Origin of the sequence: Clostridium gasigenes, from assembly GCF_900104115.1 — a bacterium.
In the GTDB taxonomy this organism is placed as follows: Bacteria; Bacillota; Clostridia; order Clostridiales; family Clostridiaceae; genus Clostridium; species Clostridium gasigenes.
Window position 1 is genome coordinate 1 of sequence record NZ_FNJM01000014.1, and the last position, 17,312, is coordinate 17,312.

Below are 17,312 nucleotides of genomic sequence, written 5' to 3' on the forward strand. Positions count from 1 at the left end.
ATTTAATCTACTGAAACAAGAAACTGATAATTATATTGATTATTACAATAACAATAGATATCAATGGAATTTGGCCAAGCTATCACCAAATAAATACTACGAATATCTAGAAACCGGTGAATATCCGATTAAAATCTAGCTAAACTAATTTTATATATCAATATAATTTAAAGCACTGGTAAATACCTACAAACGGTATAATACCAGTGCTTTCTTGTCATACATCTTCCATGAAAAATATTCCAATTCATTTTTTAGGCGTTTTTTTCTAACTGTCCTTGACATAGGGACCACTTTAAAAAGGTTAAGCCGTTTTTTATTTATATGGTGTCCTCAACAGGAATCGAACCTGTATCTGTCCCTTAGGAGGGGACTGTTCTATCCGTTTAACTATGAAGACATATAAACCAACAATTAGATTTTATTATATATAGTCTTATATGTCAATCTAATCCATGCTATATATTAATAAAATTCACTATTAATTATAAATACGCCTCTTAGTTTTAAAAATTATTTATCTATTATTCTCTTCGTCAAACATCCTATACTGTTTAAATATTCCCCAATCTTCTTTCTTATTATATTCATTCAACATAGAATTGAAATGTACAATTATAGGAACATTATCTAAATTATTATTTTTACAAAAAAATTTACGATCCCCATATCTTATTGCTGTTAATGCTAACGGCAGCTCTCTCCTAAAAATCTCATTTCTAATAGCTGTTTCTTTTATACCTTTTGATCCATCCACATGTACATATACTTTCAGTTTATATTTACCATCTTCTTTTACCCACTCTGCCAAAACTTCATCTCTAACTGGTGTTATTTTATCCCAATCATAAATTGTTCCAACAGTTACAAATAAATCTCCGGTTTCGTCTGAATGGGTCATGGTATAAGTTCTTGGTACTAATCCCTCTGTTTCTATTACTCCATTTTTAAAATCTACAAATAGTTTTTTTGGTTCAAATTCAAACAAATTTTTTCTCCTAAATAATTATCTACATTTATAATATATGTGGCTATTCTCCAATGTTCCACTCTATAATAATTTTTTATTTACTTTTATATCTGTCTTTTTTGTAATATACTTTAAATAAGAACATTATAAGAAACATGTTGAAAATATTTTTTAATATGACTCACATTAGGGCGTTTCAAAAAAATAACTAGTCAGATTCTAGTATATTTTTTTGCTCCCTTATAATATATTTTTACTATTGAGAGGAGATTTTAAAATTATGTTTAAAACTATTATATGGTACACTTACTTCTTTTTAAGTATTCCATTAACTATTCCCGCTTTGATTAAGGTTAAAAGGCTGGAGAAGCAAGGACGAACAGATGAGAAGGTTGCTTTCGTTCATAAATTTACTAGCAATTGGACTAGAAAATTGCTTAAGATTCTTAATGTTAAGGTAAATGTACACGGCAAAGAAAATTTACCTAAAGATAAAAATGTATTATTTATTGGAAATCATCAAGGGAATTTTGATATCCCTATTTATATTAGTTGTATTGATATTCCTAAAGGTTTTGTAGCTAAAATTGAATTAACTAAAATGGCAGGTGTGAAAAATTGGATGGAATACATGAACTGTATTTTTATGGATAGAAGTAGCATAAGAAAAGCCGGCGAAGCTATTATTACGGGAATTAACTCTTTAAAAAGTGGTAACTCTCTAGTAGTATTCCCTGAAGGCACAAGAAGTAAAGGTGATAAAATGGGTGAATTTAAAGCAGGTAGCTTTAAACTTGCCACTAAATCTAAAGTTCCTATAGTTCCTGTAACTATGAATGGATCTTATAAAATAATGGAAGGTAATTCTAATAAGCATTTAACAAGTGCTACTGTAGATATTTATATACATCCTATGATAGAAACTGCCAACCTTTCAAAAGAAGAACAAGCTCAACTTCCAGAAAAGGTTAAATCTATAATAGGTTCAAAATTACCACCACAATAATATGGTATATAAAAAATAACAATTCAATGTGCTATGTATATTGACTAATTATTTTTTAAGATCCCTAAATGCCTTTGGATTTCTAATAATCCAAAGGCATTTATTTTTACAAATCTTATTAACTCTTCTTTTTTAATATGATACTTTGTAATATATTTAAATGTTTATATGTACTATAACTCAATACTTATGTCGTTAAAATTATCAATTATAGTGAAAATATCATTAAAATAATATTCATATTTCTTTCCCATTTTACTTATTTTGAAAAACCCAAGTGCTACTAATACATTTAAATCTGACCTTGCGGTTTCATAGGACACCTTAGATTTTCTTTTATAATCCTCTATACTTATTTTATTATTACTTAAAACTATCATGCTATTTATAAACTTAATTTGTCTATCTTCTAATGAGACCTTCTTTTTTTCAATCAATTCTTTTATTATTTTTTTTCCATACTTAACGCTAACCTCTTTAGTTAATTCTTTAATAGAGCCTTGAAGAATTCCTACATAGTATTTAATAAAATAAGTTACATCCCCATCATTAACTATGCTATTTTCTATGGCATTATAGTATCTTCTTTCATCAGCTTTAATCAATGTTAACGTCTTACAGTGCCCCATTATTTTATATCCGTTATTTATTAAATATCTGTTTGTTATATGTTCTGCCATATCTAAGTTATACTTAACAAAAGGATTTAAATATGAAATGTAAAAATGTAATATAGATGCTTTTATAACAGCATTGAAGGACTTATTAGTTTCAATAAAGTCTAATAAATCTGCTAATAACTCTTTTATAGTCTTATCATTCTCTAATTTATAAGGCTCATAATTATACATATCTACGCATTCTACTTTATTGCCACTTCTATAGACTTCTTCTTTTTCAGTATCTTTATCTCTATATGTATCTATATAGAATTGTTCTATATTATTAATATTTAACACTATAGAACAATTCATTGGACACTCTTTATTATCACTTAGCCAATTCTTATCTATAATGCTACTATCTGATAAATAATTTATTATTTCACTTTTTTCAATATAATTTATATATGTAATTATTAAATTCACATCTTCTGTAATATTATACCAAATATTGTTTTTTTCATTTAATTTCATCTCAATATCTATAGATGTATCTTTTCTAATATTGTTAATATTTTCCCATATTATTTCCAATTCATTATCATCATATATTCTTCTTCTTAATTGATTCTTTCCAAAATACATTTTGTTAAATACTTCCATTAATTGTTTATCCATAATGCTTCTCCCGTATAGTAATTACTAAATTAAAACTAATTATACTACTATTTTATTACTAATAAAATACTATTTTCAAAAAATTTTATTACTTAAAACAATAATTACAAATGCTATTTTATAATTTCATTGTTAAAATTACATAAAAATAAAAAGGGAGAGGTTTGCCCTATCCCAATTTTTGTAATTTATTGATTTTTATTTTATTTGTTATTTAATTCCATATTTTTCTTCACATCTTTAACTTATTCTTATAATATTATCCAATTCCTAATTGTATTTATATTAGGTATATTTAAAGTAATTCTTCTAATTTTATATAAGGATTTTTATATCTATTCTTTTTAATAGTAGATTTTCCTATATTAATAGCATTTCTAGGGCAGTTATTTATACAAGCCATACAATCTGTACAGTTTCCTTTCCAAACAGGCTTATTCTCTTTGAGTTCAATATTATTCACAGGGCATATTTTTTCACATACCTTACATCCAATACAATCATCATTAACATTAAACTTTTTATCCTTATTTTTATATTTATCTCTCCAAATCTTATAGAAAGTGCTATAGACTGGATTTTTATTTTTACTTATTTCATCTACTTGTTTCTCTTTAATAAGTTGAATTAATTTATCAACCTTCCATTCATTATTATCTAGTGCTACTTGAGCTCTCTCTGCTGTAGGGTTTTTACCCGCCTTAATGTAGTTTGAAATATATTTTATTTCTATTTTGTTACTTAATTTTGGGTTGTTATTACCTAATGCCTCATCTATTTCTATAAATGAATTGCGAGAGCTTCCCCCTCCTGTTATTTGAACGGCAAAAACATAAGCATCCCTATTCAATTTTAATTTTGAAATAAAATTTTCTACTATAATAGGAAGCCCAAAACAATGCAATGGGAAAATTATAATTGCTTTTTCGCAATTATAATCAAACATATTTTCATTATAAGCTTTTGGTATTGATACTAATTCACAGTTTTCTATTTTTTCCTTTAACCGTTTTGCTACATATAAAGAGTTACCTGTAGATGAAAAATAAAAAATTTTTGTTCCCATATTTCTTTTCCCCTTTTAAAATTATTTATATGTTTTTTCTAACTCTATTAACTTTAATTGTACATCAATATTATCTCCAGCGTAACCTCTTAATTTGTTATTTTTCCCAATTACTCTGTGGCAAGGTATTATAATAGGCAGTGAATTTGATTTATTAGCTTGACCAATAGCTCTTATAGCTTTTTCATTATTTATTTCTTTAGCTATATAACTGTAACTCCTTGTTTCTCCATAAGGTATTTCCATTAAAGCTCTCCAAACTTCTTTTCTAAATATAGTACCTTCTATTACTATAGGTAAATTAAATTCTTTTCTTTCTCCTTTAAAATATTCATCCATTTGCTTTACTGCATCCGTGCAAAATTCTTTATCTATATTAATATCAGAATTGTTTTTTATAAACTCTTGCCATTTACTTTCTATTACTTCTATTCTTATTACTCCAACTTCATTCATTACAATATATACTTTTCCAATTTGTGTTTCTATATAATCATAAACCTCTTTCATAATTGACCTCCCTAGGATATTTTTTTACATAATCTTATATTTTAATACAATAAAATCGTTATCAACACCTTTTTTTAAATATTTTTTCATTATAGTTTGAATTAAATGATTTTATGTGCCATAATGTATTGACTAATACTAAAGAAAAGATAAGGTAATTGAAAAAGAATATATAAATATCTTAATGAAATTTTTCATAGATGTTTGAGCCTTTTTCTCTAAACTTTGCTATCGGATCAATGTTTTAGGTATCGTAGCTGTCTCTATACGAGGGCTTCTTTTAAGATCTAATCTTTTTATTAGATGTTGTAAATATAGCTCTAAAATTGCAGATATATTAGCCTAAACCGGCACAATTCTAATTAACCATTATTTCTAAAGATCCTTTAGATATATAGAGAGTCTACTACATAGGTTAAATTCTTAATCGTCGACAAATCTTATTTTGACTTTAAATACTTTTTAATATATATAAACAATGCCATTCTATATTGCATTTAGCATATTTTCCAAAAATTAAAAACGAAATCATAAATCTAAATTAATATAATTTATTAATTTAGTCAATAATAGAAGTATAGAGTTATTATATCTATATTATTTAATGTAATTTAGCATGAAAGCTTATACAGACGAAATAAATACAAAATAACTCTGTATTGTTAATAAATAGTTAGGGCATATTTGTGGGATGTAGTGTATACTAAAAAGGTTAGTACAAAGAACGGTAAAAATAAACAAACAAAATATTAGCTAATTAAATTCTCCACTTATAACTTATATAAGTGTAAATTATTTAAAAGCGAAAAAGAAAGAGGAATTATTGAATGAATGAAATCAAATTTAGCGACTTAGGTTTAAGCGAAACCCTTTTAAGATCTATAACAGACTTAGGTTTTGAAAAACCATCAGACATACAAGCAGAGGCTATTCCAGTTGCCATAGCAGGATTTGACCTTATAGGCCAAGCTCAAACTGGTACAGGAAAAACTGCAGCTTTTGGTTGTGGAATAATCAATAATATTACAGATAAAAGTGTTCTTAACGCTGTTATATTAGCTCCAACAAGAGAATTAGCTATACAAGTATGCGAAGAACTTAAAAGAATTTCAAAGCATGATAGATTAAACATCTTACCTGTATATGGTGGAGAGCCAATGCAACACCAAATAAGAGAACTAAAAAGAAACGTTAATATAGTTGTTGGAACTCCAGGTAGAGTTTTAGACCATATTAAAAGAGGAACTCTTGTTTTAGATACAGTTAAGTTCTTAGTTTTAGACGAAGCTGATGAAATGTTAAACATGGGATTCATCGACGATTTAGAAGATATAATCGGTCGTATTCCTAAAGAAAGACAAACACTATTATTCTCAGCTACTATGCCTGCACAAATCAAAAGATTAGCTGCACGTTACATGAAGCCAGATGCTAAGCATATAGCTATAAAAGCTAATTCATTAACTGTTTCAAAGATTTCTCAACATTTCTTTGAAGTTAATGGAAAAACAAGATTCGAAGCACTTTGCAGAATCTTAGATTTTGATAACCCAACTACTTCTATAATCTTCTGTAAGACTAAAAGAGGCGTTGATGAAGTTGTTTCTGGAATGCAAGGTAGAGGCTATGTAGTTGAAGGTATGCACGGAGATATGTCTCAAGCTCATAGAATCAGAACTTTAAACAAATTTAAAGAAGGCGGATTAAACTTCTTAGTTGCTACAGATGTTGCTGCTAGAGGTATTGATGTTGACGGTATCACTCATGTTATAAACTACGATCTTCCTCAAGATGTTGAATCATATGTTCACAGAATCGGAAGAACTGGTAGAGCTAACAAGGAAGGTATCGCTTATACACTAATTACTCCAAGAGAGCAATCAATGTTGAAGCAAATTAGAAATGTTACTAAGGCTGAAATAACTAGAAAAGCTATTCCAACTGTTGAAGAAATATTTGCAACTAAATCAAGCTCAATGATTGATGAAGTTCAACAAATAATAGAAAAGAAAGATTTCGAAAAATTCGTAGCTGTTGCAACTGAATTAAACGAAAAATTTGACTCAGTTGATATAATTGCTGCTCTTATAAAGAGCCAATTCAAATCTGATATGGCTAGTGGATATTCAGATAACGCTTTAGATTCTCCTAAGGGTGAAGATGTTCGTCTGTTCATATCAGTTGGTAGAAGAGATGGATTAACTCCAAAGGGACTTGTAAGCTTCATTCAAGAAACAGCTAACGTTAAACCAACAGCTGTTGGAGATATAGATATATTAGAAAACTTTGCTTTTGTAAATGTTACTCCTGATATCCAATCTAAAGTTATGGATACATGTATAGGACAAAGATTACACAATAGAAAAGTTAATATAGAAGTTGCTAACAAAAGAAAAAGATAATATCTTTAAATAGTAAAGACGAGAAGTAATTTATTACTTCTCGTCTTTTATTTAGTTATTTTTATAACATTTATTTAGATTCCTTATCTTATTTCAACTTTTTTTTAGTGCCTTCATATAAGTACTCTAAATAATCTATTTCTACACCTTCTTTTTTAAGAAATTGTATTCTCTCTCCAGCTTTTTCAATAGCTTCTTTTGCTTCTTTAAAATCTTTAAGAGCTATACATCTAGTTGTATAAAGTATTAAGTAATCTACTCGCTTAACAATTTGAGCCAAATCTTCCCTATTATCATTTACTAAATGTAATAAAATAGCATACACCTTTGGTGTAGTTGTAAGCTTGGAATTATGTAATAAATCATTATTTTTGCTATTAATCTTTGCCATTATTTCACCTCTAACCTATATTTAGTTATCTACATTATATTCTATTTATTTTTATAATCTATATTATATATCAAAATTAAAAATTTTAATATATTTTTCCCATTTAATTACCATTGACGATTTTCTATTAATGACATATAATATTAATTGTAGCAGAGATATTAAATATCAAGCTAATAATATCGCGGGGTGGAGCAGTTGGCAGCTCGTTGGGCTCATAACCCAAAGGTCATAGGTTCAAGTCCTATCCCCGCAACCAAATAGTTAAACCAATTACATTATTGTAATTGGTTTTTTTGTATTTAAATTGTTTTTGTATATTTTTCGTTATATTTCCTAATGCTTATATATATAAGGCATATTTGACTTGTTATTTTTTAAATACCTTATAATTAAAATTTAAAGGGTGATTAAATGAAAAAATCCATTCACTTATTACTAATTTTACTATTATTAAGTTTATCGCTTCCTCTTTCTAGCGTTAAAGCTTATGAATTATATAATGCTAATAAGGAAAGTTTAAATAATAGATATATTATTTTTATAGATGTTAATCAATTAAATCTATCTCTATTAGATTCAGAAACTAAAGAAGTAAAAAAATCCTATCCTGTTGCAATTGGAAAGAAAGATACTCCTTCTCCAATTGGTAACTGGAAAATTTCTAGTAAAGCTCTTATGAATGGTCCCTTTGGTGGTTACTGGCTTGGTTTAAACGCACCTTGGGACACTTATGGTATTCATGGCACTAGCAATCCTAATTCAATAGGTTCTATGGCATCTAGCGGGTGTATAAGAATGTTTAATAATAATGCCCAGGAACTTTACTCATTAGTTGATTATGGTACTCCCGTTATTATATCTAGTGGCCCAAGTTGGCTTTTTTCTAGCTATGTCAGGGACATCAGCCGTAATGATAAAGGAACAGATGTGTATGAAGTTCAAAGACGGCTTCAATCCTTAGGATATTTTAAAGAAAAGCCTGATGGTATTTATAACTACTCTCTTGAAATAGCAGTAGAAAATTATAGGAAGGATACCAATTTACCAGGAACATCACTTATAGATAAAAATTTCTTAAATAGTATTGGTATTTTTAAATTTGAATAAAGTAGTTATATATAATATTTTATTCAAAATATTTTTTAAGCCAAAAGAAATAGGAATATCCTATGCAGATACTCCTTATTTCTATATCTTATCATTATAATAAGATTTACTATTTTTATTCCGATACATCGCCTCATCAGAACGGTTTAATAAGTCTTCGATATTTTCTCTATTAGGATTATAAGTTGCTATCCCATAACTAAATTTGATTTTATATTCTTTACCACTATTTTCATTGTATTCCTCTAACTTATTAACCAGGTCTTTTATAAATTTTTTTATAAAAAATTCATTATCATCTTTTATTAGAATAATAAACTCGTCCCCACCTAGTCTAATAGTTTTAATATTTTGCCCAAATACATCCTTTAATAATGTAGCAAAAACCTTTATAGATTGGTCGCCTTCATAATGACCGTAATTATCATTAATATATTTAATACCATCTAAATCTATATTTATCGCTGTTAATTTAAGATTGTTTTTTTTCTTTAACTTATCAATATAAATATAATATTCTAATCTATTTTCTAATCCAGTTAATGAATCTTTTTTTGAATTATCATTTAAAATGAAAGTATACATTATAATAATTGAAATACCCCAACTGCTCCATATAGTCAAATATATATCATATTTTAGCTGTATAGCCCCTAATATAAACGGTATTAATACTACCAATTTAAATATAGTTAATTCTTCCTTATTTATCTTCCTTCTATTGACCCATAGAAATATTAGGGTTAATAGAAAATAAAAGCAATTCACTAAAGGGGATATTAAAAACATAGGTCCTCTTAAATATGTATTTTCTATTGTAATCTTAAATATATAATTAAATCTATAACTTAATAAAGAAAACATTAAATTAATTAATAATGGTATGGATAATAAACCTAATATTTTTCCATCAATTTTCTTATATATCCACTTATTTAATAAAATGTAAATTAGTAATATCGGAAAAGGAGCTAGTGAAAATCCTATAATATTTATAACCTTATGAATTACTATACTATCTAGATAATCAACTTTATTGTACATCACGCTTAAAATTTCAAGTATTAACATAACTAATATAATGATTTTTGTAGTAATAAATAAGTTAAATATATTACTACTCCTATTTAACTTAAAATAAGCATGAACTATTGTTACAATAAGTAATAAACACATAAAAATATTTATCTGAAGCTCTAACAATATATTTATATAGCATCCCCCCTCATCCTTTTATAATCCCTTGAAAACTTTAATTGTCTTTTCATTAAACGTTACAATTTTTCTATCTAGCATAATATTCAAAATAACAAATGTCATTTTTCTATCAACACATGTTATTTATAATGGTTAATTTTTTAACATTCCTATTATAAAATAGTGTATCATATATTCTTTTATTTTTATGTCTTATTTTGTCATATTTCTATTTTTTTCGCCATCATTCTCTCATCCACCTACATTGTAGTCATCTCCTACATCCTATTTAAAAATTATTAATTTCCATCTAAATTTAAACAAAAAAGAGGATGCAATTCACCCTCTTTTTTTAACTACTTAAATATAATTAATTTTTCTATTTCTATTCTAAAATCTTTTTTAATTTATTCTGAACTAACCACAACTTCTTTTGTTTTCTATTGAAGGCAACTAGTCTAGTTTTACTATTTTTATTTTCTTCAATTAATTTTATATATTCTTCGTCAGCAATTCTTAATGCATCTTTAATAACTAAAAGTTCCTCACTCGTAAACATATTTTCCCTCCTTTTTTTTAATACATCTTCAAAAATATACATATCATCTTAATTTTTTATTTTTTCAAATGCCTAATATATTAAATAAATTATATTAATATTATAAACCTATAAACAGAAAAAGAGAAAGGCTTTGCCTTTCTCTAAAAAATATATTTAATTTAACCTATTTTGCTTTCAATTTGCAAATTATTTTATCCCATTAATAAAGAAGTTAATTAAAAATAATACACTTACTATATACATAATAGGATGAACATCTTTAGTCTCTCTCTTTGTTATTTTAGCAATACAGTAACATATAAATCCTGCTGCTACACCATTTGAAATGCTATAAGTAAATGGCATAAATGTTACTATAAAGAAAGCTGGCATTGCCACTTCAAACGTGCTCCAATCTATCTTGCTAAATGACTCCATCATTAGCACTCCAACAACTATTAAAGCTGGTGCAGTTGCTGCCGCTGGCACCATTCCCATTATAGGAGATAAAAATAAAGATACTAAGAATAAACCTGCAACAGTAACTGATGTTAACCCTGTTCTTCCACCCTCGCTTATTCCTGATGCACTTTCAACATAAGTAGTAGTATTACTTGTTCCAAGCAATGCTCCTATTGAAGTTGCTGTAGCATCTGCAAATAAAGCTCTTTCTAATTTTGATGAAAAAGTATTTCCTTCTGAAAATAACTTTTCATCATTAGAATCAAAAATTCCTGCTTTTCTTCCAGTTCCTAAAAAAGTTCCAATACTATCAAATGTATCTGATAATGAAAAAGCAAAAATTGTTGTAAATACTAAGAAGAATTTAGATGGATCACTAAACAATCCTGCAAAATCTAATTTAAAAAATGTTGGAGCAATACTAGGTACCGCAAAACTTATTGCGCTAAAATCTGGTACTTGTGTAACTCCTGTAAATATACCTATTGCTGTGGTTGAAATAATACCTACAAGAATAGCACTTTTAAGCTTTAAAAGCATAAGGACTATTGTTATTAATAAACCTATTAATGCTAATTGAGATACCGGATCTTTAAAATTAGTTAAAGAAGGTATTATATCACTATATCCAGTAGATTCTCCTGCGGAAAAAACCTTATTAACCCCTTCTCCTGTAAATGATAAAAACCGAGCTTGCTTAATTCCAATATAAGCTATAAATAAACCTATGCCCCCTGAAATAGCATATTGAAGAGATTCTGGTATAGCTTTTATTATCATTTTTCTAATTTTTGTAGTTGTTATTATTATATTTATAATCCCGCAAATAAAAACCATTGCTAACCCTTGTTGCCAAGTAAATCCTAACCCAAAAACTACTGTAAATGTGAAAAATGCATTTAATCCCATCCCTGGTGCTTGTGCGAAAGGAACATTAGCAACTAACCCCATAACTAAAGTACCTATAACTGCTGCTATTATAGTTGCAACAAATACAGCTCCTTTATCCATTCCCGTTGCAGATAAAATCATTGGATTTACGAACAATATATATGCCATTGTTAAAAAGGTTGTTAACCCCGCAACCATTTCGGTTTTTACATCCGTTCCGTTCTCTTTTAATTTAAAAAACTTTTCCATATTAAAAGGCCCCCTTCTTTTTTTCCGAATATTATAACCACATTTTATCATATCATTCGTATTTTATCAATTCTTTTATATTTTTTTGTATTTTCCTAATCATTATGTTTGCTTTTTTATATTATTAATTTGAACTAAGGCATCTCTAAATATTTCAATTACCTAAATATATTTAGCCGTCAATGATTTTCCACATTTACGTAATTCTACAGGCGTTCCCTCAAATACTATTTCTCCACCATGTGTTCCACCACCTGGACCAATATCAATAATCCAATCAGCATTTTTAATCACTTCTATATTATGTTCAATTATTATTACTGTATTCCCGTTATTTACAATGTTATGAACTATATTAATAAACTTTTCAATATCAGCCATATGAAGACCTGTAGTAGGCTCATCCATTATATATACTGAACTTTCCTTATGTAACTCACTTGCAAGCTTTAATCTTTGACATTCTCCACCTGATAAAGTATCAAGGGTTTGACCTAATGTTAAATATCCAATTCCCATTTCATTTAGGCTCTCTAGCTTAGTCTTTATTGACTTTAATTTAAAAAATTCTATTGATTCTGAAACTGTCATATCAAGAATATCTATTATATTTTTTTCTTGGAATTTGTATTCTAAAACTTCTTTTTTAAATCTCTTACCTTCGCATATCTCACAAGTACTTTTTACATTTTCCATAAAAGCAAGGTTTGTTTCTATAACTCCAGTTCCATTACAGTTCTCACATGCCCCTTCTGAATTATAGCTAAATAACGATGGATTAACTTCATTAGCTTTAGCAAAAGCTTTTCTTATATTATCCATAATTGCACTATAAGTTGCTAGGTTTGACCTTGAGTTTGCACCAATTTGACTTTGGTCTATTAATACTGCATCTTTATTTTGTTTTAAGAATTCATACTTCATAAGTGTACTCTTACCAGAACCTGCAACACCAGTTACTACCGTTAACACATCTTTTGGAATTGAAACCGAAATATTTTTCAAGTTATTTTTAGTACAATTAGTAACTTCTAAATATCCTTTATGACTCCTTGGATTTTCATTTATTGAAAGACTATTATTTAAAGCATTACCTGTAAGTGTCCCCGATGTTAATAGGCCTATATAACTTCCATGATATACAATGTTCCCACCGTTAACCCCTGCACGTGGTCCTACATCTACAATATAATCTGCAATTTTAATTACATCAGGATCATGCTCTACTACTATTACTGTATTACGTTTATCCCGTAGCTTCATTAAAAGGTTATTTAACTTATGAACATCGCTTGGATGAAGTCCTATACTTGGCTCATCAAATATATACATCAAATCTACAAGGTTACTATTTAAATGCTTTACCATCTTAATACGTTGAGATTCTCCACCTGAAAGAGAAGATGTTTCTCTTTCTAAAGTTAAATATCCAAGACCTATATCTATAATATTATTTAACTTTTCTATTATACCTTTAACTAAAGGTACAGCTTCCTGCTCATTAATTTCTGATATAACATTTACAAGTTCATCAAGTTGCATACTAGTCAGATCTGCAATATTATAGCCATTAATTAAACACTCATATACTGCTTGATTAAGTCGTTTTCCTTCACATAATGGACATTCACCTCCAGTAAGCAACTTACTTAATTTTTTCTTAGAAGCTTCTGATGTTTCTCCCTCTTTCTTTAAGTATAGTCTATTAAATTTAACTATTAATCCTTCATAAGTTAAGTTCATAGTACCAACTTCATCTATCTTTATTTTTTCCGCCTCTCCATATAAAAATTTATGTAACTCTTCTTTCGAATAGTTACAAACCTTTTTATCATTATCAAAAAAACCTGATTCAGTGAATAGTTTCCAATGCCAAGAACCAACCCCAAACCCTGAGAGCAATATAGCTCCTTCATTTAAAGACTTACTTTTATCAAGAATCATATCCATATCTACTGTTAGTTTTTTCCCAAGGCCTTCACACTCTGGACACATACCATTTACATCATTAAAAGAAAACATATTAGCTTTTCCTATATATGGACTTCCACATCTTGAGTATAAAGCTCTAAGAAATGAATTAATATCAGTTATTGTTCCTAAAGTTGATCTAGAGTTTCCACCAATTCTTTTTTGGTTAATAATTATTGGTGTTGATAAATTTTCAATACAATCGGCCTTAACACTACCATACTTAGGCAGAAAATTTCTTATGAACGCACTAAAGGTTTCATTTAACTGCCGTTGAGCTTCCTTTGCTACAGTCTCAAAAACAATAGATGACTTACCTGAACCAGATACCCCTGTAAATATTGTAATCTTTCTCTTTGGTATCTTTAATGAAACATTTTTTAAATTATTTTCCCTACATCCTTTTAACGTTATATATTCTTCATTCATTTACATTCCTCCATTTATTATTATATTTAATTTTAACACATTTACTACAATTTATATTTGTCTCATTACCTCTAAATTCAAAATATTTAACCCAATATTCTTTAACGTAAAATAAGAAGGAGTACCCATTACAGATAGTCCTTCTCCCCCACTTAAATTATCATATAGGGTTACTAATATGGTTGCTTTTCACATTCTAACACTATTACAACATTTTATAAGAAATTCATTGTTGTACAATCCATTGAGTCACAATTTTTAACAACTTCATTTAGTTGCTTTTTTAAAAAATTTAACTCCTTTATTTTAATATCAATTGTATCTATTTTATCACTAACTATAGTTTTGAGTTCTTTATTATTAGCATCACCTAGAGATAGAAGATTTATAATTTTACTAATCTCTTTTAGGGTAAATCCATTATTTTTACATAATATTATGAACTGAATTATCTCAACATATTTTTCTGAATACACTCTGTATTCATTTTCCATCCTTTTAGGCTTTGGTATCAATCCAATTTTTTCATAGTACCTTATTGTATCAATTTTTATTTTTAAAATATTTGCAAGTTCACCAATCTTATAAGATTTCATATTTATCTCCCTATTATTTGTTTGAGTTTTATTTCCAGCTATTTTAGTACTTCCATATTATGCAGAAAAACGAACCAATACTTTATTTAAAAAACTTTTTTTCCTTTTATCTGTCCCACTGGTTGTATAACTACTATTTAACCACTTAACATTTTTAATTCCAATCCCCTTCAATGTACCTTGAATAAAAGAACGTTTTATTGGATTTCCTACTAAGTATTTTAGATACCAAGTCGGTACCTCTGAGGTTGTTATAACTGTAGTAACTTTAATATTAGTTAACAGACCCTTTAATCCATATTTACCCTCAATATAAGCATAATTCTTCAACATTACTTTATCAATAAACCCCTTTAGAATAGCTGGTAAATCAAACCACCATATAGGGAAAATAAAAACTAATTCGTCAGAATCTTTTAACATCATCTGATACTTTTTTACCAAATCATCTTTAAACTCCCCTTTTGAATACAAGGAAAGCTCCTCCTCTCTAAGCACTGGGTCAAAATTTTCCTTATTTAAATCAATGATCTGATATTCCTTTTTCATTTTTTTAAACTGCTCCACCGTTGTGTCCATTATAGCTTTATTAAAGCTCCCATGCCAGGGATGAGCAAGGATAATAGTTGTTTTCACTCTCTGTCACTCTCCTTATTAGTTGTTTTTATTTATGGATAACTCAAACTGATTCGAAAATTACACTCTGCAATTACCTCTAATTATTGTTACCTTAATTAAAGTATAAACCCTAGAGTATACTCTAGGGTCAATAGAATTTTTTAATTTAGTATATTAAATCTAGTTTATAATTAAAAACCCATATATTAAAATATTAAAATGTACCCTATAGCATAGTCAGTAAAAAAAAGTCTACCTATAGGGTATTTTTGTGTACAATAAGGTAAACAACATTAGGGGTGCTGACTATGAGCGGAAAACTTTTTAACAATAAAGAAATTGAAATACTTTCTAGTAATAAATATGTAAAGAAAGTGAGCGAAAAGGCTATTACATATACTGAAGACTTTAGAAATATATTTATTATAGAATCTGATAAAGTAAAATTTTCTAAGCTGATATTTGACGAGTGTGGATCTGATATAAATATTATAGGTATAGAAAGAATAAAATCTGCATCTAAGAGAAGGGTACCTTTTATTGTGACCTCCCCCCCTATTGCATTACGATTGTTGTTTTTCTTCCATTGCTACAGAGACCATGATACAGTGAGATTATAGAAAAACAGTAGAATTACTATTACTTTTTTATAAAAAATTTACGAGTAAATATCTGAAAGTTCCACTTTTACATTTTCATTTTCACTTCTCACGTTGCCACTATAGCTTATATTCTGATTAAGTACCTTTCCTGAAGGAATTTTGACTGTAAATTTACTTCCTTTGCCAAATTCACTTTCAGCATATATAGTTCCACCATGTAATTCTACAATCGATTTAACTAAACTTAATCCAACGCCTGCACCTTCTGTCTTTCTTGATAATGATTTGTCTACCTGCTTAAATCTATCAAATATCATATCCAAGTTCTTTTCTTCAATTCCAATACCATTATCTTTTACTGATATTTCAACAAATTCATTCTTATCCTTAACATCTACAAATATTTCATTGCCTTCATTTGAAAATTTTATGGCATTTGATATAAGATTTAATATTATTCTCTCTATATTTTCAGGGTCACAAGCAATTATTTTTTCTTCTTTATCCGTATCAAAAATAATATTTAACCCTTTACTTTGAGTAAAATCAACTACAGACATCACTATTTTTTCTATAACTTCGACTATATTTTTGTTTGATAAATTCATTTCAAAGAATCCTGCTTCAATTTTTGATGTATCAACTATATTATTAATAAGTTTAGATAATCTATATGAGTTTTGTTTAATTGAGTTTATATACTTAATAATTGAATCCTTATTCTCGTCCAGTGAACCACTATTGCAATACATACTAAATAACTGGGCAGTTGCAAATATAACATTTAGTGGCGTTTTAAGTTCATGAGAGATATTAACAAGGAATTCTCCTTGTGCTTTATTAGCAATGATTAACTCCTTATTAGCAATAATTAACTCTTTATTAGCGATAATTAGTTCGGCTGCCCTATCCGCTTTCTCATTGCGTTGAAAGGCAAGCTCTTTATTAGCTATGATTAGCTATGATTAACTCTGCTGCTCTATCTGCTTTTTCTCTGCTTTCAAAGGCGAGTTCTTTAATC

General features: G+C 27.9%; 16 protein-coding genes, 2 tRNA genes and 1 pseudogene. 6 read left to right on the forward strand and 13 right to left on the reverse strand.

The annotated features are described in order from the left end of the window. The first annotated feature begins 10 nt into the window (after positions 1–10). Positions 11–139 (forward strand): IS3 family transposase, encoded by a 129-nt coding sequence (locus tag BLS77_RS19545; protein WP_423231041.1) that lies wholly within the window; start codon positions 11–13, stop codon positions 137–139. A gap of 186 nt (positions 140–325) precedes the next feature. Here the strand turns inward: BLS77_RS19545 and BLS77_RS15830 are convergent. Both BLS77_RS15830 and BLS77_RS15835 read right to left on the reverse strand, forming a co-directional pair. Continuing rightward, a tRNA-Arg gene (locus BLS77_RS15830) sits at positions 326–400 on the reverse strand. 117 nt (positions 401–517) lie between these two features. Continuing rightward, the gene (locus BLS77_RS15835; protein WP_089972031.1) at positions 518–988 is read right to left on the reverse strand and encodes a staygreen family protein; all 471 of its coding nucleotides are present in this window, start codon (positions 986–988) and stop codon (positions 518–520) included. A 262-nt stretch (positions 989–1,250) separates the two neighbouring features. On the opposite strand from BLS77_RS15835, the gene BLS77_RS15840 reads away from it, so the two are divergent. Next, positions 1,251–1,976 carry a lysophospholipid acyltransferase family protein gene (locus BLS77_RS15840; protein ID WP_089972034.1) on the forward strand — a complete coding sequence of 242 codons (726 nt, stop codon included), beginning with the start codon at positions 1,251–1,253 and terminating at the stop codon, positions 1,974–1,976. Positions 1,977–2,149: 173 nt separating this feature from the next. Here the strand turns inward: BLS77_RS15840 and BLS77_RS15845 are convergent, their stop codons facing one another. From BLS77_RS15845 to BLS77_RS15855, 3 genes are all read right to left on the reverse strand, one after another. After that, on the reverse strand, positions 2,150–3,256 hold the full coding sequence (locus BLS77_RS15845; RefSeq protein ID WP_089972036.1) for a Fic family protein: 1,107 nt from the start codon (positions 3,254–3,256) through the stop codon (positions 2,150–2,152). A gap of 295 nt (positions 3,257–3,551) precedes the next feature. Beyond that, a complete protein-coding gene (locus BLS77_RS15850; protein WP_089972037.1) occupies positions 3,552–4,322 on the reverse strand; it encodes an EFR1 family ferrodoxin in 771 nt (256 codons plus the stop codon). 21 nt (positions 4,323–4,343) lie between these two features. Continuing rightward, a complete protein-coding gene (locus tag BLS77_RS15855; RefSeq protein WP_089972040.1) occupies positions 4,344–4,832 on the reverse strand; it encodes a methylated-DNA--[protein]-cysteine S-methyltransferase in 489 nt (162 codons plus the stop codon). Between the two features lie 827 nt (positions 4,833–5,659). Here BLS77_RS15855 and BLS77_RS15860 point away from each other — a divergent pair. Next, positions 5,660–7,234, forward strand: coding sequence for a DEAD/DEAH box helicase (locus BLS77_RS15860; RefSeq protein WP_089972043.1), 1,575 nt, complete (start codon positions 5,660–5,662; stop codon positions 7,232–7,234). Between the two features lie 88 nt (positions 7,235–7,322). Here BLS77_RS15860 and BLS77_RS15865 read toward each other — a convergent pair whose 3' ends face one another. Continuing rightward, complete coding sequence (locus BLS77_RS15865) at positions 7,323–7,625, reverse strand: hypothetical protein (protein WP_089972047.1); 303 nt, start codon at positions 7,623–7,625, stop codon at positions 7,323–7,325. 183 nt (positions 7,626–7,808) lie between these two features. On the opposite strand from BLS77_RS15865, the gene BLS77_RS15870 reads away from it, so the two are divergent. Both BLS77_RS15870 and BLS77_RS15875 read left to right on the forward strand, forming a co-directional pair. Next, positions 7,809–7,884: transfer RNA gene (locus BLS77_RS15870), tRNA-Met, on the forward strand. A gap of 155 nt (positions 7,885–8,039) precedes the next feature. Further along, a complete protein-coding gene (locus BLS77_RS15875) occupies positions 8,040–8,735 on the forward strand; it encodes a L,D-transpeptidase family protein (protein WP_089972049.1) in 696 nt (231 codons plus the stop codon). A gap of 81 nt (positions 8,736–8,816) precedes the next feature. Here the strand turns inward: BLS77_RS15875 and BLS77_RS20020 are convergent, their stop codons facing one another. The 6 genes from BLS77_RS20020 to BLS77_RS15900 form a co-directional block, all read right to left on the reverse strand. Beyond that, positions 8,817–9,320 carry a GGDEF domain-containing protein gene (locus BLS77_RS20020; RefSeq protein WP_175490883.1) on the reverse strand — a complete coding sequence of 168 codons (504 nt, stop codon included), beginning with the start codon at positions 9,318–9,320 and terminating at the stop codon, positions 8,817–8,819. Between the two features lie 997 nt (positions 9,321–10,317). Then, the gene (locus BLS77_RS20025; RefSeq protein WP_167867202.1) at positions 10,318–10,491 is read right to left on the reverse strand and encodes a hypothetical protein; all 174 of its coding nucleotides are present in this window, start codon (positions 10,489–10,491) and stop codon (positions 10,318–10,320) included. Positions 10,492–10,680: 189 nt separating this feature from the next. Next, entirely contained in the window at positions 10,681–12,075 is a 1,395-nt protein-coding gene (locus tag BLS77_RS15885; protein ID WP_089972054.1) for an NCS2 family permease, read from the reverse strand. Positions 12,076–12,237: 162 nt separating this feature from the next. After that, a complete protein-coding gene (locus BLS77_RS15890) occupies positions 12,238–14,475 on the reverse strand; it encodes an ATP-binding cassette domain-containing protein (protein WP_089972056.1) in 2,238 nt (745 codons plus the stop codon). Between the two features lie 215 nt (positions 14,476–14,690). Then, positions 14,691–15,071 (reverse strand): MerR family transcriptional regulator, encoded by a 381-nt coding sequence (locus tag BLS77_RS15895; protein ID WP_089972058.1) that lies wholly within the window; start codon positions 15,069–15,071, stop codon positions 14,691–14,693. 57 nt (positions 15,072–15,128) lie between these two features. Next, on the reverse strand, positions 15,129–15,707 hold the full coding sequence (locus BLS77_RS15900) for an NAD(P)H-dependent oxidoreductase (protein WP_089972060.1): 579 nt from the start codon (positions 15,705–15,707) through the stop codon (positions 15,129–15,131). Positions 15,708–15,997: 290 nt separating this feature from the next. Here BLS77_RS15900 and BLS77_RS15905 point away from each other — a divergent pair. Then, positions 15,998–16,216, forward strand: a pseudogene (locus tag BLS77_RS15905) (HTH domain-containing protein); the annotation flags it as partial. 131 nt (positions 16,217–16,347) lie between these two features. Here the strand turns inward: BLS77_RS15905 and BLS77_RS15910 are convergent. Next, the gene (locus BLS77_RS15910; protein WP_207648701.1) at positions 16,348–17,247 is read right to left on the reverse strand and encodes an ATP-binding protein; all 900 of its coding nucleotides are present in this window, start codon (positions 17,245–17,247) and stop codon (positions 16,348–16,350) included. Positions 17,248–17,312 lie beyond the last annotated feature (65 nt).